This is a genomic window from Streptomyces sp. SS8 (genome assembly GCF_054072955.1).
This window is the reverse complement of sequence record NZ_JBSVCZ010000020.1, coordinates 1-17,686: the sequence shown is the minus strand read 5'-3', so window position 1 is coordinate 17,686 and position 17,686 is coordinate 1. Positions and strand designations below refer to the sequence as shown.

19 protein-coding genes, 1 tRNA gene and 2 pseudogenes are annotated in these 17,686 nt (G+C 71.4%); 13 read left to right on the top strand and 9 right to left on the bottom strand.

The features are described from left to right. Position 1: 1 nt before the first annotated feature. Complete coding sequence (locus ACW69E_RS19170) at positions 2-859, top strand: hypothetical protein (protein WP_457499491.1); 858 nt, start codon at positions 2-4, stop codon at positions 857-859. Positions 860-907: 48 nt separating this feature from the next. Here ACW69E_RS19170 and ACW69E_RS19165 read toward each other — a convergent pair whose 3' ends face one another. Beyond that, entirely contained in the window at positions 908-1,546 is a 639-nt protein-coding gene (locus tag ACW69E_RS19165) for a VanZ family protein (RefSeq protein WP_457499490.1), read from the bottom strand. Between the two features lie 158 nt (positions 1,547-1,704). Between ACW69E_RS19165 and ACW69E_RS19160 the strand changes: the two genes are divergently transcribed. The 4 genes from ACW69E_RS19160 (at position 1,705) to ACW69E_RS19145 (ending at position 4,407) form a co-directional block, all read left to right on the top strand. Further along, positions 1,705-2,877, top strand: coding sequence for a sensor histidine kinase (locus tag ACW69E_RS19160; protein ID WP_457499489.1), 1,173 nt, complete (start codon positions 1,705-1,707; stop codon positions 2,875-2,877). Then, positions 2,874-3,536: a response regulator gene (locus ACW69E_RS19155; RefSeq protein ID WP_457499488.1), complete on the top strand. Its 663-nt coding sequence runs from the start codon at positions 2,874-2,876 to the stop codon at positions 3,534-3,536. The genes ACW69E_RS19160 and ACW69E_RS19155 overlap by 4 nt, the downstream gene beginning before the upstream one ends. A gap of 108 nt (positions 3,537-3,644) precedes the next feature. Further along, positions 3,645-4,073, top strand: coding sequence for a hypothetical protein (locus ACW69E_RS19150; RefSeq protein WP_457499487.1), 429 nt, complete (start codon positions 3,645-3,647; stop codon positions 4,071-4,073). Next, complete coding sequence (locus tag ACW69E_RS19145) at positions 4,063-4,407, top strand: deoxyxylulose-5-phosphate synthase (RefSeq protein ID WP_457499584.1); 345 nt, start codon at positions 4,063-4,065, stop codon at positions 4,405-4,407. Before ACW69E_RS19150 ends, ACW69E_RS19145 begins: the two co-directional genes overlap by 11 nt. 132 nt (positions 4,408-4,539) lie before the next feature. Here the strand turns inward: ACW69E_RS19145 and ACW69E_RS19140 are convergent, their stop codons facing one another. The 3 genes and pseudogenes from ACW69E_RS19140 to ACW69E_RS19130 form a co-directional block, all read right to left on the bottom strand. Further along, positions 4,540-4,974 (bottom strand): PIN domain-containing protein, encoded by a 435-nt coding sequence (locus tag ACW69E_RS19140; RefSeq protein ID WP_457499486.1) that lies wholly within the window; start codon positions 4,972-4,974, stop codon positions 4,540-4,542. Next, positions 4,971-5,210: a ribbon-helix-helix protein, CopG family gene (locus ACW69E_RS19135; protein ID WP_457499485.1), complete on the bottom strand. Its 240-nt coding sequence runs from the start codon at positions 5,208-5,210 to the stop codon at positions 4,971-4,973. The genes ACW69E_RS19140 and ACW69E_RS19135 overlap by 4 nt, the downstream gene beginning before the upstream one ends. 21 nt (positions 5,211-5,231) lie before the next feature. Then, a pseudogene (locus tag ACW69E_RS19130) lies at positions 5,232-5,408 on the bottom strand (GntR family transcriptional regulator); the annotation flags it as partial. 126 nt (positions 5,409-5,534) lie between these two features. Here ACW69E_RS19130 and ACW69E_RS19125 point away from each other — a divergent pair. Both ACW69E_RS19125 and ACW69E_RS19120 read left to right on the top strand, forming a co-directional pair. After that, positions 5,535-5,951 (top strand): prevent-host-death protein, encoded by a 417-nt coding sequence (locus ACW69E_RS19125; protein ID WP_457499484.1) that lies wholly within the window; start codon positions 5,535-5,537, stop codon positions 5,949-5,951. Further along, positions 5,948-6,373: a cytotoxic translational repressor of toxin-antitoxin stability system gene (locus tag ACW69E_RS19120; RefSeq protein ID WP_457499483.1), complete on the top strand. Its 426-nt coding sequence runs from the start codon at positions 5,948-5,950 to the stop codon at positions 6,371-6,373. Before ACW69E_RS19125 ends, ACW69E_RS19120 begins: the two co-directional genes overlap by 4 nt. Before the next feature lie 54 nt (positions 6,374-6,427). On the opposite strand, the gene ACW69E_RS19115 is transcribed toward ACW69E_RS19120, so the two are convergent. Both ACW69E_RS19115 and ACW69E_RS19110 read right to left on the bottom strand, forming a co-directional pair. Beyond that, on the bottom strand, positions 6,428-6,862 hold the full coding sequence (locus ACW69E_RS19115) for a DUF5959 family protein (protein WP_457499482.1): 435 nt from the start codon (positions 6,860-6,862) through the stop codon (positions 6,428-6,430). A gap of 613 nt (positions 6,863-7,475) precedes the next feature. After that, positions 7,476-7,549 (bottom strand) — tRNA-Gly (locus ACW69E_RS19110). A 233-nt stretch (positions 7,550-7,782) separates the two neighbouring features. Here ACW69E_RS19110 and ACW69E_RS19105 point away from each other — a divergent pair. The 3 genes and pseudogenes from ACW69E_RS19105 to ACW69E_RS19095 form a co-directional block, all read left to right on the top strand. Next, positions 7,783-7,971, top strand: a complete 189-nt coding sequence (locus tag ACW69E_RS19105; RefSeq protein ID WP_093656872.1) for a hypothetical protein — start codon at positions 7,783-7,785, stop codon at positions 7,969-7,971. A gap of 118 nt (positions 7,972-8,089) precedes the next feature. Continuing rightward, the gene (gene dcd / locus ACW69E_RS19100; RefSeq protein ID WP_093657735.1) at positions 8,090-8,665 is read left to right on the top strand and encodes a dCTP deaminase; all 576 of its coding nucleotides are present in this window, start codon (positions 8,090-8,092) and stop codon (positions 8,663-8,665) included. A gap of 10 nt (positions 8,666-8,675) precedes the next feature. Beyond that, positions 8,676-8,915: pseudogene (locus ACW69E_RS19095) on the top strand (phosphoribosyltransferase); the annotation flags it as partial. A 96-nt stretch (positions 8,916-9,011) separates the two neighbouring features. On the opposite strand, the gene ACW69E_RS19090 reads toward ACW69E_RS19095, so the two are convergent. Together ACW69E_RS19090 and ACW69E_RS19085 are read right to left on the bottom strand one after the other, a co-directional pair. Further along, entirely contained in the window at positions 9,012-10,079 is a 1,068-nt protein-coding gene (locus ACW69E_RS19090; RefSeq protein ID WP_457499481.1) for a Yip1 family protein, read from the bottom strand. 165 nt (positions 10,080-10,244) lie between these two features. Further along, positions 10,245-11,720, bottom strand: a complete 1,476-nt coding sequence (locus ACW69E_RS19085; protein ID WP_457499480.1) for a hypothetical protein — start codon at positions 11,718-11,720, stop codon at positions 10,245-10,247. A gap of 222 nt (positions 11,721-11,942) precedes the next feature. Between ACW69E_RS19085 and ACW69E_RS19080 the strand changes: the two genes are divergently transcribed. Next, a complete protein-coding gene (locus tag ACW69E_RS19080) occupies positions 11,943-12,500 on the top strand; it encodes a hypothetical protein (protein ID WP_457499479.1) in 558 nt (185 codons plus the stop codon). Between the two features lie 131 nt (positions 12,501-12,631). On the opposite strand, the gene ACW69E_RS19075 is transcribed toward ACW69E_RS19080, so the two are convergent. Continuing rightward, complete coding sequence (locus tag ACW69E_RS19075; RefSeq protein WP_457499478.1) at positions 12,632-14,896, bottom strand: heterodisulfide reductase-related iron-sulfur binding cluster; 2,265 nt, start codon at positions 14,894-14,896, stop codon at positions 12,632-12,634. Between the two features lie 289 nt (positions 14,897-15,185). On the opposite strand from ACW69E_RS19075, the gene ACW69E_RS19070 reads away from it, so the two are divergent. Beyond that, positions 15,186-16,406, top strand: a complete 1,221-nt coding sequence (locus ACW69E_RS19070) for a PP2C family protein-serine/threonine phosphatase (RefSeq protein ID WP_457499477.1) — start codon at positions 15,186-15,188, stop codon at positions 16,404-16,406. Between the two features lie 257 nt (positions 16,407-16,663). Continuing rightward, on the top strand, positions 16,664-17,686 hold a 1,023-nt coding region (locus tag ACW69E_RS19065; RefSeq protein ID WP_457499476.1), incomplete at its 3' end, for an Hsp70 family protein.

Sequence of the window (17,686 nt, the reverse complement as noted above, 5' to 3'; positions counted from 1 at the left end):
CATGTCCAGGGGGAGTGACGAAGAGGACACCGGGCGCGGTCTCGCGCGCCGCCGGCGCTGGACGGGGGCGGCCGTCACCTGCGTGGCGACGGCGCTGGCGCTGGTCCATGTGCTGTTTCCCGGTCTGAGCATCGACAGCACGGCGGTCGCACTGCTCGTGATCGCGCTGGTGCCGTGGATGGGCGATCTGTTCCACAGCATCGAACTGCCGGGCGGCGCGCGGCTGGAGTACCGGCGGCTGGAGGAGCGCATCGGCGCGGCGGAGGAACGCGCCACGCGCCTGGACCAGCAGGTGGACGGGGCCGCGGCGACCGCCCGCGTGGCCCTCGCCGCGGCGGGCAGCCCCGACCCGGAAGGCTGGGACGAGACGCGGGGTGACGCCTCGTGGGCGGTCGGCGCCCTCGAACGGCTCGTCACCGAGTACACACAGGTGCGCGAGCGGATGCCGAGCAGTTCCCTGCGCACCGCGCGCCAGGAGCGGATCTTCGGCGAGATGCTGAAGGTGGTGCCGCGCGTACCCGGCTTCGACACCGACGCCATGCTGGCCTCCGACGAGCCCGGCGAGCGCCTGGCCGCCCTCGCCCGCCTCTACACCGAGCCGGACCCGGCGAAGCTGGAGGTCCTGCTGGAGGCCACCGCCCGCGAGGAACTGCCGTTCCTCATGTACTGGTGCGCCAACACCACCGACCGCCTGCTGAGCGGCACGGCCGCGGACACGTACTCCGTCCCCGTCGGCCTCGTCCGCCGGCTGCGCACCCGCCTCGCCGAAGTCCCCGACGGCAGCGACCGCGCTCGTTTCCTGCGCCGCGTCCTGCGCCACCTCGACCCGTCCGACCCCCCGCCCGACGCCGGCGGCTGAGCCGGCCCCCGGGCGGACCGGCTCGATCGGCCGGCGCCGCGGGACCCGTCACGGCCGACCGGGTCCGACGGCGCCCGAGGGGCGACCGGCGCAGGGCTCGGCGCGGCGGTTCGCGGTGTCCTCCGCCGCCGCGGAGCCCGGCAGGGCGAAGGCGCGCAGTTCCCCGGCCGCCGTGCTGCGGAGCACCGTCCGGATGATCAGGTAACCGACCGCTCCGCCCAGCGTGTTGGCGATGAAGTCGTTGACGTCCACCGACCGCCCGTTGTTGAACAGGACGTACATCAGGCACTGTGCCAGCTCGATCGACGCGCTGAGCAGTGCCGCCCGGGCGGCGACCCGCTTCAGCGAGGAGCCCTGCCGGGAGATCAGCGGAACCAGCATCCCGAACGGGACCAGCATGACCACGTTGGGCACGAAGCTGAAGTCGGCGACGAGCAGGGGGACGGGCTGGACCAGCTCGTACCACGGCACCTGATTCGCATACGTGCCGTAGGTCACGGTGACCGGGAAGACCGTGATGCTCAGCACACCGGCGAGGTAGAAGGCGCCGAGCAGGCGGGTCACGGCCTGCTTCCCGGTCCATCCGGGTCTGCGCCGCGCCGCGCGTACGGCCAGTACGAGGCAGTACGCGGCCAGCAGCGGTCCCAGCACGGTCGTGGAACCGATCTCGAAGTCGATGTCACCCATGGCATGCTCCTCGCTGTGACGGACGACCGCCCCGTGCGTGGTCCGGGCGGCAGTGCCACTCTCGTCCGCCACACCGCGGCGGCGGATCTCCCCGAAGACGGAATCTCCACCGCCCACTGCGACTTTCGGCCGACCCCTCTCCGGCTACGCTCGCCCGTATGAGGTCTCGGCGAGGGCCCCGGCCGCGCGCCGTGGTGTGGTCGGTGATGGTGGCGCTGCTGCTCGGCCTCGGGCTGTTCGACTACGGCTACGGCATGTTCCACGGCGCCGCGGCGGGTACGCCCAAACTCGGATGTGCCCTGCTGGCGGTCGCCGTCCTCCTGGTCTCACCCCGGCTCGGGCCCCGGACGCTGCCCGCTTCGGCCGGTGCCGCGGCGGCGGCGTCGCTGGCCGTCACGGCCGCCCTCCACGCCCCCGCGGACCCGTACGGGTTCACCGAGCCGGCGGCACTGCTGGGACTGCTGGCGCTCGTCGCCCGGCGCGCCGCACCGGTGTGGGCGGCGGTGACGGCACCGGCGCTGATCGCGGCGGTCGTCCTGCGGCCGCTGGCCGCCGGGGTGAAGGAGACCAGCGTCGTCGTCGCGTTCTTCCTCGCCCTGGCGGCGACGGCGGCACTGGGCGTCGGCCTCACCGTACGCATGGTCACGGCGGACAGACGGCGGCGGGAGGCCACCGTACGGCTGGAGCAGCGCGCCGAGTTCGCCAGGGACCTGCACGACTTCGTCGCCCACCATGTGACGGGCATCGTCGTACAGGCACAGGGGGCCCGCGCGGTCGCGGCCGGGAAGCCCCATCTGCTGCCGCCCGCGCTGGAGCGGATCGAGCAGGCGGGGGCGGAGGCGCTCAGGTCCATGCGCGCCATGGTCGGAATGCTGCGCGACGCGGATCCGGACGGGAGCCCGGACGGTGCGGGCACCGTACTCGCGCCGCTCGCGGGCATCGACGGGGTGCGGTCCCTCGTGGAGGGCTTCGCTCCGGTCGGCGGGGGCCGGGCGCGGCTGCGGACGGAGGGCGTACTGGAGGACCTGCCGGTGGAGGTGACCACCACCGTGCACCGGGTGGTGATGGAGGCCCTGACCAACGTCCGCAGGCACGCCCGCGACTTCACCGAGGTGGAGGTGTGCCTGGTCCGGTCGGGGGACCGGATCACGGTGGAGGTGAGCGACGACGGGCGGGCGCGCCCCGCTCTGGGCCGGGTCCTGGGCGGGGGGTTCGGCCTGCGGGGACTGGCGGAACGGGTGAACATGATCGGCGGAACGGTCCAGGCGGGCCCCGGGGCGTCCGGGGGCTGGAGCATCAGGGCGACGCTGCCGGTGGGGGGTGCCGCATGACGATCCGGGTCCTGATCGCGGACGACCAGGCCATGGTCCGCACCGGTTTCGGGATGATCCTGGCCGCCGAGGAGGGCATCGAGGTCGTCGGGGAGGCGGCGGACGGCGTGCAGGCGGTGGAACTGGCCGAACGGTGCCGGCCGGACGTGGTGCTGATGGACATCCGCATGCCCAGGCTGGACGGACTGGAGGCGCTGCGCAGGCTGACCCGCCCCGGCCTGGTGAACCCGCCCAGGGTCGTCGTGGTCACCACGTTCGACGACGACGAGTACGTCCACCGCGCGCTGCGCGGCGGCGCGTGCGGCTTCCTCGTCAAGGACTCCGGTCCCGCGCTGCTGGTCGAGGCGATCAGGGCGGCGGCCTCCGGAGAGGCCCTGGTCAGCCCGTCCATCACCGTGCGTCTGCTGCGCGGTCTGTCGGACGGCGCCCCGTCCGGGCCCCGCCAGGAGCGGCACTCCGGACTGTCGGCGCGCGAGACGGAGGTGGTCCGGCTGGTGGCCACGGGGCTCACCAACGCGGAGATCGCCGGCGAACTGTCCATCTCGGTGGGCACGGTCAAGACCCACCTCGGCAACGTGCAGGCCAAGCTCTCCGCCCGCAACCGCGTCGAGATCGCCGCCTGGGCCTGGCGATCCGGCCTCGCCGGCCGGCGGCGATGAGCGCGGCCGGGCCCGCCCCGTGAGCCCGGGAAGCGGTGCTCGTCCGGTCGCCGTTCCCGCGATGCGGCGTGGCTGCCGCTCCCGCGCCGCTGCTCCTACGCTGCGTCCATGCGCACCGTGTTCCTGTTTCCCGCCGCCGATCGTGCCGACACAGTGGCCTGCCTGGACCGGCACATGGCGGGGGGCGACGGGGCGTGGACGTTCGCCGAACGCGTCCATGTCGTGATCGACGACGAGGAGACCGGCTGCTTGTTCCGGGACTGGGAGCCTGTTGACGTGGCCCTCCTCGACGCGGCCCTCGGGCATCACCCCACCTGGGCGGTGCAGGCCGACATATCCGGGCGCATCGACGGAACCGCTGAGGTGCGCCACCTCGCCGCGCTGTTGCTGGAGCGAGGCGGGGTCGCGTTCGACGACTACTCCGGGCATGCCTGGACCCTGCGGGAGATCGAGGCGGAGGCCGAGGTCGAGGGCCTGCGCTTCTTCGACTTCCGCACGTACCACGAACGCCACCGCCACTGCCATCCTGGGCCGTGAGGGCGGTGGAGCGGCTCCGGCCTCGTACGTCTGCCTGCCGTGCCGGGCCTCCTGCAAGCAGCCCTACCCCGGTGACCACGAGCGGCGGTGCCCCCGCTGCGGCGAGGGGCTGGTCCACGTCGGGTCGGCCTTCGCGGCGCCCCGGAGGTGGGACGACGAGGGCTGGCGGGTGCTCACCGTGCTGGTGAACGCGGGTATCCACTTCCACAAGAGCTGCTGCGGCGGGCCCGGCTACCGGCCGCGCACCCTCCGCGAGGTGCGGGAGCGGATGTACTACGCGGCACGCACCGGAGAACCGATCGCCCGGGCCCTCGTACGCCCCGAACTGCCCTGACCGCTCCCACGGTTCCGCCGAGCACCCCGGCGAATCCGGCTCGTCGCCGCCCGGCCACCACCAGCCCGACGTGAACCGGATGCCACGACGGTGGGCGCCACTCCTGTCCTGCGTCGTCTGCTCACAGGGTGACTACAGGTCATCGGGCAGCAGGCGGAAGGCATGACTGCCGGTAAGAGGTGTGATGGCCCTGAAGTCCCGCGGGTCGAGTGTCAGAACGATCTCGGTTTCGTATGCCTCGGCGAGAACGACGTTCACCGCGTCCGCCAGGTCCAGCCGCAGGGCCGCGTAGCGGTTCTGGACGTCACGGGCCCTGCGCAGGGTGTGGGCGGACAGTCCGGGAACAGCGACGCGACCGGTGCGCTCCTGCGCCAGCAGCCAGTCGTTCACCGCGTGGGCCGCCCTGCGATCGACGTTGCGCGTCGTGATGTGTTCGATCTCCAGAATCACCAACGGGGAGACCACGGTGAGGGCGGCCTGCCGCATGGCGGTGCGAGCCGCCTCGTGCTCGGGGTCCGAGCTGTTGAGAGCGGCGACCAGGCCGGAGGTGTCGCCGATAACGATCACCGGGTGTCCGCCACACCATCCGCCACGGCCTGGTCGATGTCGTCGGCGGTGACCGGACCGCCGAAGTCGAGACGGGGGATGTCCCAGTCCTCGTCCCATCGCCGGGTGCGCAGGGCGGCGATGTGGAAGGCCTCACGGAAGTACTCTGATTCCGGCCTGCCCTCCCGGGCGGCGGCTTCCTTGATCAGGGCCAAGTCCGCTTCGTCCACCATGACGGTCGTCTTCTTCAGAGGCATATGGTTATGGTACCTCCGCCATATGGGCGGTAGTCGATCCATCGTTCCAGTGTCGGCCAGTGGACCCGCCCCGGGGAGCACGACAGGGGTGCCGTCGGTGATGGCCATGGGTTCCCAGGACCGGGAGAGCTGGACGGGCCGGCCGTCGGCGAGGAACTCGTAACGGGTGACCACGCACAGGTCGCCGGGGTCGATGGCGCCGCAGCTGCGGCTGCGTGTTCATCGCCCGGCAGATCCCTGCTCTGCGACTTGCGTCAAGTACTTCGAGTACTTGACGTACCTGCAGTAGGGGGCATCCTGAACGGAACACCGGAGGAGGACGCCATGTCCGCGGTGCACTACGAGAGCCACGCCGAGGCGTGTGCGCACCTCAGGGATCCCCTCGACGCGGCCGGTGAAGGCCGCGTGGCGACGGTATGCCGGGACACGGGTCGGGCCGCGGTCGTGGACGTCGAGCGACTGCGCCACCGCCTGACCCTGGCCTGCCCGGCGAAGGCACAGGTCGTCGCCGGGGCCGGGGGCTGGTCGATCTTCATCCCCGGACTTCCGGTGGCAGCGGACGGAGCCTCCTTCGACGAGGCCGTCGGCGAGATGGTGGACGCCTTGCGCGAGTACGCCGAGGACTGGCAGGACCGCCTGCGTTCGGCCCCCAACCACCAGGACAAGTGGGGGCTGGTGCAGCTGATCGCCCTGAGTGACGACCGACAACTGGCGGACTGGCTGGTCGGGACGGGTCGGTGAGCAGGTCGCAGCCGGATCGTGGATGCCATGAGCGGTTCCGCACGGTCGAGGAATGGGCGCGGGTGCGAGACACGCGCGGGTGTACCGGTACTCACCACATCGTTCACGACCTGATGCCGCACGACGGCCGAGTCCTGCGCACGCTGATCTCTCACCCGGTGGACCGCACGGTCTACGGCGCGGGGATGTGGAGACACATCCTGCGTGACCAACTCGATTTCACCGAAGACGAGTTCTGGGACCGCGTGCTCGACGGCCGGCTCCCGGACCGGGGGGCTCCGGCGGTGCCGAAGGAGGCGCTGCCCGCGGATTTGGTGTATCTGCTGATCCACCGGGTCGGTCTCGCGGAGGAGACGGTGGCCGGGATGACCAAGGACGAGGCGGTGGCCCGGCTCCAGCGGTACTGGACCGAAGGAAACTGAGGGGGCGGTCGCCGTGGGAGGCCCCGTTTTCTCCGAAGCCTTCTCCGAAGCTCCTCACTCCGCGGGGATCAGGTGTGCCCAGGTGGCGCGGAGTCTTTCGAGCAGGAGGCGCTGCTCGCCGATCCAGCCGCGGTCCATGGTGAGGGAGACGGCCAGTCTGGTGGTCTGCTGGTCCGCGATGGTGACGGTGATCCGGTCGTGGTCGTCCTCCCGCCAGTCCAGGCGGATGCCGATCTCGGCGACTCGCGCGGCTTCGCGCCAGACGGCGTCGCGTCCTGCGGCGACCTCGTCCAGTACGCGCGCCCAGTCGGCCAGGTCTCCCGGTGCCACACAGGTGTCGTGGACGCCGGACACGAAGTCGTTGTGGACGAGGAGTTGTCCCTCCACGTCCGGGACGCCCGGGGCGTAGGAGTCGTTCAACTCGACCACGACGCTGCCGCCGTGCTCGCCGGTGATCCGCAGCAGTGCGAACCGTTCCCGCTCCTCCATGTCCCGCCCCCGGGTGTTCAATCCAGTGCCGATACCGCGCACCCTAGGTGGCGCCACTGACGCCGCCTGCGGCGTCGTGCGTGTTCTCCACAGCGTCTCGCTTCACCCCCGGACTCCCGGCTAAGCGGAGACCATGGCGTGAGGTCGGTGGAGCGGCTTGGCGGGAGGCGGGTCACGGCCCGCTACCGACAGACTGCACGCATGGCGAATTCCTAAGCCCAGCCGGCCCTGAGGACCGGGGACCCGGACGAGGCGCTCCGGACGGCTCGGCGGCTTCTGGAGCTGGCTCGTACCAGCACCGTCGAGGTGGACTGCGAGGCCATCGCCCGGACTCCTCGGGAACTGGACGGGTCGCTCGCGCGGATGCCGGAGGCCGACTGGTGGCCGTACGGGCCGGTCATGGCGCCCCTCTGGCGGCGAGACACCGGCAGAAGCCGGGGAAGTGACGCGGGGGAGCTCGCCGACGGCATCGACGCCCGGGTACGCGCGGCCCTGGAGTCTTCGGAGAAGGGCGGCGGCCCTTCTGGCACGGATCTGGCACGGGACGCTTAGAACGGCGCTGAGGAGTCCGGGCAACGAACAAGGCCCAGGTCGCCGACCTGGGCCTTCGTCATGGAGCGGGTGACGGGAATCGAACCCGCGCTCTGAGCTTGGGAAGCTCATGTTCTACCATTAAACTACACCCGCGAGGAGCCGACGATCACGTCGCTCACCGACGCACACTGTACCCCATACCGGGCCCCCGGCGCACAGCCGCGGGGTCCTTTTCGTCGTGTCCCCGGGGCGTGTGACGGGCGGGTTTCCGGGAAGCGGGGGAAGGGAGTTGGGGCGTACGGTGGGTGCGGAGCGCCGGGTGCGGGGCAGGCCGATTGATCCCCTAATGTGGCTTTGGTCGTACACGTAGTGGGGAGAGGCAGGCGATGGAGTCCACCGTCGTTCAGTGTGCCGATGGGCATGTGTTCAGCACCTCGACGTTCCCGATGCAGAACCTCGGCAGCGGCCGGATCGGTCCGGGCCGGCTGCTGCGGTGTCCGCGGTGCGCGCGGCTGAGGCAGGCGGTGCCGGTGGCGCGGCAGGCCGTGACGGGCATGGAGGTCGTGAGGCGCTGAGACGCCGATGAGCCGAGACACCGAGGTGTCGAGGCGGCCGTGGTGAGCGGCCGTGACGGGTGAGGGCACGCGGGCCCGGTGCGCAGGCGCCGGGCCCGCGGTCTGTACGCTCGACGTCGTGCTTCTCTCAGACAAGGACATCCGGGCCGAGGTCGACTCCGGGCGGGTGAGGATCGATCCGTACGACCCCGCGATGGTGCAGCCGTCCAGCATCGACGTGCGGCTGGACCGCTTCTTCCGGGTGTTCGAGAACCACCGCTACCCCCACATCGACCCCGCGGTCGAGCAGTCCGACCTGACGCGGCTGATCGAGCCGGAGGGGGACGAGCCGTTCATCCTCCACCCGGGCGAGTTCGTGCTGGCCTCCACGTACGAGGTCGTCACCCTGCCCGACGACATCGCCTCCCGGCTGGAGGGCAAGAGCTCGCTGGGGCGGCTGGGTCTGCTGACCCACTCCACGGCCGGCTTCATCGACCCCGGTTTCTCCGGGCACGTGACGCTGGAGCTGTCGAACGTGGCGACGCTGCCGATCAAGCTCTGGCCCGGAATGAAGATCGGGCAGCTGTGCATGTTCCGTCTCTCCTCGCCCGCCGAGCACCCCTACGGCTCCGCCCGCTACGGCTCCCGCTACCAGGGGCAGCGCGGCCCGACGCCCTCGCGCTCCTACCTGAACTTCCACCGCACGCAGGTCTGAGCGAGAAGCGAGGAGCGAGAAGAGGGTCCTGGTCGCCGACAACGTCGCCGACAGCGGCAGGACGCTCAAGCTGGTGCACGACTTCTGCGCCGAGCACGTGGCCGAGGTGCGGTCCGCGGTGGTCTACGAGAAGCCGCGGTCGCTGGTGAGGTGCGAGTACGTGTGGAAGCGCACCGACCGCTGGATCGACTTCCCGTGGAGTGTGGAACCGCCGGTCGTGCGGCGGGAGGGGCAGGTCCTCGATTCCTGACACGCCTGACGTGTGAAGGGGGGCCCGCGCCGGTGCGCGGGCCCCCTTCCACATGCGGGTGTACGTGAGGGTGTGCGGGCCGTACCCGCCGCGCGCCTACAGGGTGCCGAGCTTGAACAGCGCCAGCAGCGCGATCAGCTGGATCGCACAGGCGCCCAGCGCCTTCGGCCAGGGCAGGTCGTGCGAGCGGCGGACCATCGAGGTGAGCAGCACGCCCGCCGCGAGCAGGGTGATCCAGCCGACGACCTGGACCACCGTGGCGCTGCCGCCCAGGAACATCGCCAGCAGCAGTCGTGGCGCGTCCGTGATCGTCATGATCAGCATGGACAGGCCGACCGTCGGGGCCCACAGTCCCTCACCGCCGAGCTGGCGGGCCAGGGTGTGGGTGACCACGCCCATCAGCAGGGCGGAGACGACGACGGCCACACCGGTGATCAGCACGAACGGGACCGCGCTGGAGAGCGTGGAGTTGATCGCGTCCTCGCGGGCCTGGTCGAAGCCGAAGACGGCGAGGAGGCCGTAGACGAAGGTGACGATGAGCGCCGGGCCCCACACCGAGTGGTCGCGCATCTGCCAGAAGGTGGTGCCGGGGCGCAGCACGATGCCGCTCAGCAGCTGCTTCCAGTGCAGCCGCGGGCCGGAGGGCGCCACGGGCGGCTGCCCCGCCGCGTAGGTGCCGCCGTCGGTGTAGCCGTCGCCGGCCGGGTGGCCCGGCTGCGGGACACCGTGGTCGGGGGCCTCTCCGAAGCTGAACATCTGGGTGTGCCCGGGGTTGTTGGCGGGGTCGTGCGCGGGCGGGCGCACCTGGCCGCCGTATCCGCCCTGCCCACCGTGCCCGCCGTGTCCGGGGTGGTGGCCGCCGTGCCCGGGGTCGCCGAAGTACTCCGGCTCACCGTGTTGCCCGCCGCCCTGGCGCCACAGGGTGTGCCCGGGCCGGCCGGGCTGTACGGGCGGCTGCCCCGGCTGCGCGGGAGGCGCGTACGGCGGCTGCCCGGGTGCGCCGGGGGCCTGCTGCGGGGGGAGGTGCCCTTGCTGTCGTGCGTTCCGGGGATCCCGGCCGTGTCCCATCCTGAATCCAGCCACGCCCTCGAACGTACCGTGTCCGGCCGTACGGGGTGCCGTGGGCCGGGCGGCGGACCGTGCATTGCCGCCGAGCTGTGACATCACCCAGGGGAACCCCGTAGGGGGCGCCCCCGGGCGGGGGTGGGGCCACCCGCAGGGCGGCGCCCGGGGACGGCCGTGGGACGGGCCCGGGGACGGCCGTGGGGCCCGGTCCGCCGGACCGGGCCCCACGGGGGCATGTGCGCGCCGAAGCGGCGGCCGGAGGTGTCAGCCGGCGAAGTTGACGCCGAACAGCGGGGTGCCTGCCGTGGAGACACCCACCCTGCTGACGGAGAGGAAGTAGCCGCCGCCGGCGATCCGCGTCCCGTCGGAACGGAGCGCGGTGACCGCGCCGTTGCCGTTGTTCTCGCCGAGTGCGCCGACCGTCAGGTCCGCCAGGCCGTCGCCGTTCATGTCGGCGAGGTGGACGTCGCTGCCGAACTGGTCCTCGGCCTCGTTGCCGCCGGGGATGCCGGGGGTGTCCTGGTGGATGAACTGCGAGCCGGAGCCGGTGAGGCCGGAGCCGTCCGCCGCGCCGTACAGGACGACGACGGCGCCCGTGTACTTCGCGTCGCCCAGGGACTCGCCCGGTGCGCCGACGGCCAGGTCGAGGTGGCCGTCGCCGTTGACGTCGCCCAGGTCCAGTTCGGAGCCGAAGCCGTCGTACCGCTCCGAGCCGCCGGGGACGCCGGGGGAGTCCTGGGTGAAGGACCGGCGGGTGCCGTTCGGGCCGGAGGGGGAGCCGTGGAGGACGTTGACCAGGCCGCCGGTGCGGCTGCCGGGGACGCCGGAGTCCGCGTCGAAGTGCATGCCGATGACTATGTCGCCGAAGCCGTCGCTGTTGACGTCGCCGATGTCGGTGATCAGACCGGCGGGGAGCTTCTGCTGGCCGCTCGCGGTCAGGCCGGAGGCGGAGCCGGGGACGTAGTAGTTGGCGTTCCAGTGGTAGTCGCCGCCGTCGGCCGCGTCCCTCTCGTAGCCGTCCACGACCAGGTCGGCGATGTCGTCGCCGTTGACGTCGCCGGAGTGGAGGTTCATCGGGCCGGTGTCCGCGCCGCTGAGGATGGCGGGGCGGACACCGTAGGCGCCGCGGTACTCCCCCTTGCTCTTGCCGAAGCCGCCGCGGAAGACGCGGACGTAGGAGGAGCTGGTGCCGACGGCCAGGTCCGCCAGGTCGTCGCCGTCGTAGTCGGCGGCGTCCAGCACGTACCCGAATCGGTCGTGGGAGCTCGGCGCGGGGTCGGGGACGGTGGTGCCCCCGTACAGCCCCGAGGGGGAGCCCCAGATGATCTGCACCGTGCCGCCGTTGACGTCCTTGCCGACCTTCTCGCGCGGGGTGCCGACGGCGAGGTCGGTGAAGCCGTCGTTGTTGAAGTCGGCCGCGGTGGTGTCGTGGCCGAAGCCGTCGCCGGCCTCGGAGACGCCGGGCACCCCGGGACTGTCCTGGCTGATGACGGTGCGCTTGGAGGTGGTGGTGATGCCGTTGGCGGAGCCGTAGAGCACCACGACCTGGCCGGCGTTCTTCTGGCCGTTGACGGTGGCGAAGGGGGCCGAGACGGCGAGGTCGCGGAAGCCGTCGTTGTTGAAGTCGGCGGTCGGGCGGTCGCCTTCGGCGGCGGCCGGACCGGCGGTGGCGGCCATCAGACCACCGGTCAGCGCCGCCACGGTCGCGGCCGCGAGGGCCGTACGGAAACGATTGTGCACTCGGAACTCTCCTGCTGCACGATGAGGATGCCGCCGGGCATCCCGGGCTGATGCGGCCAAATCCGCCCGTTTCACCGGGCGTTGGCCAGGAATTCACGCGGAGGTGGCCAACGGGAGACCTCCGGGGAGGCGCGGAGGTTGTACGGGGGGCGGGATTTTCTTCACCGCCCGGGCACGGGACCGTCTGTCGCCGGTGCGGGTTCGTCGGCCATACTGCCCGCCGTGGAACAGCTCAGAGGTCCGGTCATCCCGCCCGTAACCGCAGCCGGCACCGATCCGGCCTACATCCCCGGGCTCGCCCCGCCGAGCCCGGACCGGGCCGGTGAGGAGGCCGCCGACGAGGAGGTGGAGCAGAAGCAGGAGGAGACCACTGCCGGGGGGGCCGCCTCGGAGGACGCCGAGAGGACCGCCGGTGAGCCCACCGGTGAGCCCGCCGGGGGGCAGGAGACCGGCGACCGCGACGAGGCGGAGGACGAGGACGGCGAGCGGGACGGGGAGGGCGGGCCCGCCTTCGAGGCGTCCGACCGCCGCGGCTCGGTAGCCGCCGGCCGCTTCGGGGTGGTGTTCCGGCTGGACGGCGAGGAGGCCCGGTTCTCCTGGGAGGAGATCGGCGCGGTCGAGACCAACCTCCCGCGCTTCGGGCGCCGGTTCTCCGTGTCGGTCTGCACGACCGCCCGCCGCTGGTACGAGGCCGACGTCGACGCCCCCTCCCGGAAGGTCCTGAAGGAGTGGGACGAGGAGTTCGACGCCGTCCTGGACGAGTGGTTCGGCGAGGACTGAGGAACCGGCGCAAGGGCCGGGACGGTACGGCACGGCCGGCCCGGCAGGAGGACGGCACAACGGCGGAGGCCGGCCCCGCGGGACGCGGGACCGGCCTCCGCCGTCTCTGTGCGCTGCCCGGAGCGTGAGCGCTAGGAGGCGGGCTCGGGCTCGGGAGCCGGCTCCGCGCCGGCCGTGCCCTCCGGCTCCGCCGGGGTCTTCACCGACTCCAGCAGGAGCTGGGCGACGTCCACGACCTGGACGTTCTCCTTGGCCTTGCCCTCGTTCTTCTTGCCGTTGACCGAGTCGGTCAGCATCACCAGGCAGAACGGGCAGGCGGTGGAGACGATGTCCGGGTCGAGCGACAGCGCCTCGTCCACGCGCTCGGTGTTGATGCGCTTGCCGATGCGCTCCTCCATCCACATCCGCGCGCCGCCGGCGCCGCAGCAGAAGCCCCGCTCCTTGTGGCGGTGCATCTCCTCGTTGCGCAGGCCGGGCACGCGGCCGATGATCTCGCGCGGCGGTGTGTAGACCTTGTTGTGGCGGCCCAGGTAGCACGGGTCGTGGTAGGTGATCAGACCCTCGACCGGCGTGACCGGCACCAGGCGTCCCTCGTCGATGAGGTGCTGGAGCAGCTGGGTGTGGTGGATGACCTCGTAGTGCCCGCCGAGCTGCGGGTACTCGTTGGCGATCGTGTTGAAGCAGTGCGGGCAGGTCGCGACGATCTTCTTCTTGGACCGCTCGACGGTGACGCCCTCGTCCTCATCCTCGCCGAATGCCATGTTCAGCATGGCCACGTTCTCGGCGCCGAGCTGCTGGAAGAGGAACTCGTTGCCCAGACGGCGGGGGGAGTCGCCGCTGCACTTCTCGTCGCCGCCCATGATCGCGAACTTCACGCCCGCGATGTGCAGCAGTTCGGCGAAGGCCTTGGTGGTCTTCTTGGCCCGGTCCTCCAGGGCGCCGGCGCAGCCGACCCAGTACAGGTACTCGACCTCGGTGAGGTCCTCGATGTCCTTGCCGACCACCGGGACCTCGAAGTCGACCTCCTTGGTCCACTCCAGGCGCTGCTTCTTGGCCAGGCCCCAGGGGTTGCCCTTCTTCTCCAGGTTCTTGAGCATCGTGCCCGCCTCGGACGGGAACGAGGACTCGATCATCACCTGGTAGCGGCGCATGTCGACGATGTGGTCGACGTGCTCGATGTCGACGGGGCACTGCTCGACGCAGGCGCCGCAGGTGGTGCAGGACCACAGCACGTCCGGGTCGATGACGCCGTTCTCCTCCAGCGTCCCGACCAGCGGGCGCTCGGCCTCGGCCAGGGCCGCGGCGGGAACGTCCCTCAGCTGCTCCTCGGTCGCCTTCTCCTCGCCCTCCATGTCCTTGCCGCCGCCGGCCAGCAGGTAGGGGGCCTTGGCGTGCGCGTGGTCGCGCAGCGACATGATCAGCAGCTTGGGCGAGAGCGGCTTGCCGGTGTTCCAGGCGGGGCACTGCGACTGGCAGCGGCCGCACTCGGTGCAGGTGGAGAAGTCGAGGATGCCCTTCCAGGAGAACTGCTCGACCTGGGAGACGCCGAAGGTGTCGTCCTCGCCCGGGTCCTCGAAGTCGATCGGCTTGCCACCCGAGGTCATCGGCTGGAGGGCGCCGAGCGCCACGTCGCCGCTGGACTCGCGCTTGAACCAGATGTTGGGGAACGCCAGGAAGCGGTGCCAGGCGACGCCCATGGTGATGTTGAGCGACACCGTGATCATCCAGATCAGCGAGACGCTGATCTTGATCATCGCGGTGAAGTAGATCAGGTTCTGCAGCGTGCCGGTCTCCAGCCCGTCGAAGGCCTCGACCAGCGGGTAGGAGACGAAGTACGCCGCCTCGTAGCCCTCGACGTGGTGGATCGCGCCCTCCAGGCCGCGCAGCACCAGGATCGCCAGGCCGATGGTGAGGATGACGTATTCGACGAAGTACGCCTGCCAGGCGGTCGAACCGGCGAAGCGGGACTTGCGGCCGGGGCGGGTGGGCAGGTTCAGCAGCCGGATCGCGATCAGCACCAGGATGCCGGCGACCGTCATCAAGCCGATGAACTCGATGTACATCTCGAACGGCAGGAAGCCGCCGAGGACGGGGAGGACCCAGTCGGCCTGGAAGAGCTGCCCGTAAGCCTGGGCCAGGGTCGGCGGAAGGGTCAGGAAGCCGATCGCGACGAACCAGTGGGCGAAGCCGACGATCCCCCACCGGTTCATCCGGGTGTGGCCGAGGAACTCCTTGACCAGGGTGATCGTGCGCTGCTTCGGGTCGTCGGTGCGGCTGCCCGCCGGTACGGACTGGCCGAGCCTCACGAAGCGGTAGATCTGCGCGACGGCGCGTGCCAAGAGCGCAACGCCGACCGCGGTGAGTACCAGCGAGACGACGATCGCGGCGAGTTGCATGGCGGCTCCTCGAACCTGCGGGGGCGGTGCCTGCGGCTGCAAGCTTACTAAGCGGTAACTTATCCGATCTGTTCGAGACTACCCATGAACGGAGGCCGTCTGTAGCCACTCGTACGGTGATCTGCGTCGCTGAGGCGGCCCTTGTCCGAGAGGTGGCCGCGGAGCCTTGGAGGCCCGGGAACGGAAGGGTGGATCCATCCTATAGACCTCCCGTACCCCATCCTCCGAATCGGTGTCGAATGCGGTAAAAAGGGATGCGTTCGTTTCCCGCGGCCGGGAGGAAGTCCCTATGCGCACTCCGCGCGCGGGGCTCGCGCGGGCCTCCGTGAGGCTCTGGGAGAGCTTGTGGGAGCGCCTGTGGGGGCGGTTGTGGGTCTGGCTCCTCCTCCCCTGGCTGCTCGTCCTCGTGGTCGCCGCCGTCGAGGTCACCGGCGGGCTCCAGGGCCGCGTCGCGCACGCCGGCTCCCTGCTCACCCCGGCACCCGCGCTCGCCGCCGTCCGCGGGCGTCCCCGTGACGTGCTCGCCGTCTCCGCCGCCGCCCTGGTCCTCGGTCTGGCCACGTCCTTCGAACCGGCCGCGGCCGGTACGGACACCTCCGCGACCGCGCTGGTCTCGCTGGTGGTGGTGAGCGCCGCCAGCCTGGTGGCGGCCGCGGCCCGGCGGCGGCGCGAGGGGCAGCTCGTCCGGATCCGGCAGGTCGCCGAGGCGGCCCAGCTCGCCCTCCTCTCCCCGGTGCCGCGCCGCGCGGACGGGCTGCGCCTGGCGGCCAGGTACAGCGCCGCCGAGTCCGACACCCTGATCGGCGGCGATCTGTACGAGGTCGTGGTCCACCCGGGCCGGGTCCGGCTGGTCATCGGCGATGTGCGCGGCAAGGGCCTGCCCGCGATCCGTACGGCGGCCGCGGTGCTGGGCGCCTTCCGGGAGGCGGCCCAGTACGAGTCCGCGCTGACGACCGTGGCCGGACGCTGCTCGCGCGCGGTGGAGCGGTGCGCGCGCGAGGCGGCCGGCGGCGCGGGCCCGGACGCGCGGGCGGAGGCGGAGGAGCTGTTCGTCACCGCCGCGCTGGTGGAGATCGAGGGCGGGCGGCTGCGCGTCGTCGACCTGGGGCATCCGCCGCCGCTGCGGCTCACCGCCGAGGGCTGCGAGCCGCTGCCGGTCGATCCGCTGCCGCCGCTGGGGCTGGTGCACGGGTTCACGGCCGGGTGGGACGACGACCGCGGTCTGACCGTCCACACCCGGTGGCGCCCCGGGGACCGGTTGCTGCTCCACACCGACGGCATCGACGAGGCGCGCGACGACCGGGGGCGCTTCTTCCCGCTCGCCGAGACGCTGCGGGAGCTGCGCGACGTGCCCGTCGAGCGGCTGCCGGACGAGCTGCTGGAGGCGGTCGCCCGGCACACCGGCGGGAGACTGCGGGACGACGCGGCGGTCGTCGCCGTCGAGTTCACGGCGGCCGGGGAGGCGGTCGCGGGGGCGGCCGGGCGGGAGAAGGCGGAAGAGGAGCGGTGAGGGCCGGATGAACCGGGCGGCACCGGGAAGGCTGCCCCGTCCGGGAGCCGTGACGGCCCGGCGCGCGTCCTGACCCGCGGGGACGCTTCCTCCCGACTACCGGCGTTCCACGGGCAGTTGGAACGGAGGCACCCGGGCCTGAGTTCGCTTGCCGGAGGAGAGTTGAGTCGGTACGGCTCAGGTCTCTTGACGCTGCCCACCCTCCTGCTGCACTCTTGAGCCAGATCTACTCAAGGCATGAGCTGGAGGAACCCGAAATGGCACGAGCGGTCGGCATCGACCTGGGTACGACGAACTCCGTCGTCAGTGTTCTCGAGGGCGGTGAGCCCACCGTCATCACCAACGCCGAGGGCGCCAGGACCACGCCGTCCGTCGTCGCCTTCGCCAAGAACGGCGAGGTCCTCGTCGGTGAGGTCGCCAAGCGCCAGGCCGTCACCAACGTCGACAGGACGATCCGGTCGGTCAAGCGCCACATGGGCACCGACTGGAAGATCAACCTGGACGGCAAGGACTTCAACCCCCAGCAGATCAGCGCCTTCGTGCTGCAGAAGCTGAAGCGGGACGCCGAGGCGTACCTGGGCGAGAAGGTCACCGACGCGGTGATCACCGTCCCCGCCTACTTCAACGACCACGAGCGCCAGGCCACCAAGGAGGCCGGCGAGATCGCGGGCCTGAACGTCCTGCGCATCGTCAACGAGCCGACCGCCGCCGCCCTGGCCTACGGCCTGGAGAAGGACGACCAGACGATCCTGGTCTTCGACCTCGGCGGCGGCACCTTCGACGTCTCGCTGCTGGAGATCGGCGACGGCGTGGTGGAGGTGAAGGCCACCAACGGCGACAACCAGCTCGGCGGCGACGACTGGGACCAGCGGATCGTCGACTACCTGGTCAAGCAGTTCCAGTCCGGCCACGGCGTGGACCTGGCCAAGGACAAGATGGCCCTCCAGCGCCTGCGCGAGGCGGCGGAGAAGGCGAAGATCGAGCTGTCCAGCTCGACCGAGACCACCATCAACCTGCCCTACATCACCGCCTCGGCCGAGGGCCCGCTGCACCTGGACGAGAAGCTCACCCGGGCCCAGTTCCAGCAGCTCACCTCCGACCTGCTGGAGCGCTGCAAGATCCCGTTCCACAACGTGATCAAGGACGCGGGCATCCAGCTCTCCGAGATCGACCACGTCGTCCTCGTCGGCGGCTCGACCCGCATGCCGGCCGTCGCCGAGCTCGTCAAGGAGCTGACCGGCGGCAAGGAGGCGAACAAGGGCGTCAACCCCGACGAGGTC

Bases quoted from the DNA above. Each gene is read 5' to 3' on its own strand.
- ACW69E_RS19170 (WP_457499491.1), top strand. From the start codon at position 2: ATGTCCAGGGGGAGTGACGAAGAGGACACCGGGCGCGGTCTCGCGCGC.
- ACW69E_RS19115 (WP_457499482.1), bottom strand. From the start codon at position 6,862: ATGGAGGAGCGGGAACGGTTCGCACTGCTGCGGATCACCGGCGAGCAC.
- ACW69E_RS19105 (WP_093656872.1), top strand. From the start codon at position 7,783: ATGGAGTCCACCGTCGTTCAGTGTGCCGATGGGCATGTGTTCAGCACC.
- ACW69E_RS19075 (WP_457499478.1), bottom strand. From the start codon at position 14,896: ATGCAACTCGCCGCGATCGTCGTCTCGCTGGTACTCACCGCGGTCGGC.
- ACW69E_RS19125 (WP_457499484.1), top strand. From the start codon at position 5,535: ATGTCCGCGGTGCACTACGAGAGCCACGCCGAGGCGTGTGCGCACCTC.
- ACW69E_RS19150 (WP_457499487.1), top strand. From the start codon at position 3,645: ATGCGCACCGTGTTCCTGTTTCCCGCCGCCGATCGTGCCGACACAGTG.
- ACW69E_RS19090 (WP_457499481.1), bottom strand. From the start codon at position 10,079: ATGTCACAGCTCGGCGGCAATGCACGGTCCGCCGCCCGGCCCACGGCA.
- ACW69E_RS19135 (WP_457499485.1), bottom strand. From the start codon at position 5,210: ATGCCTCTGAAGAAGACGACCGTCATGGTGGACGAAGCGGACTTGGCC.
- ACW69E_RS19165 (WP_457499490.1), bottom strand. From the start codon at position 1,546: ATGGGTGACATCGACTTCGAGATCGGTTCCACGACCGTGCTGGGACCG.
- ACW69E_RS19155 (WP_457499488.1), top strand. From the start codon at position 2,874: ATGACGATCCGGGTCCTGATCGCGGACGACCAGGCCATGGTCCGCACC.
- ACW69E_RS19070 (WP_457499477.1), top strand. From the start codon at position 15,186: ATGCGCACTCCGCGCGCGGGGCTCGCGCGGGCCTCCGTGAGGCTCTGG.
- ACW69E_RS19160 (WP_457499489.1), top strand. From the start codon at position 1,705: ATGAGGTCTCGGCGAGGGCCCCGGCCGCGCGCCGTGGTGTGGTCGGTG.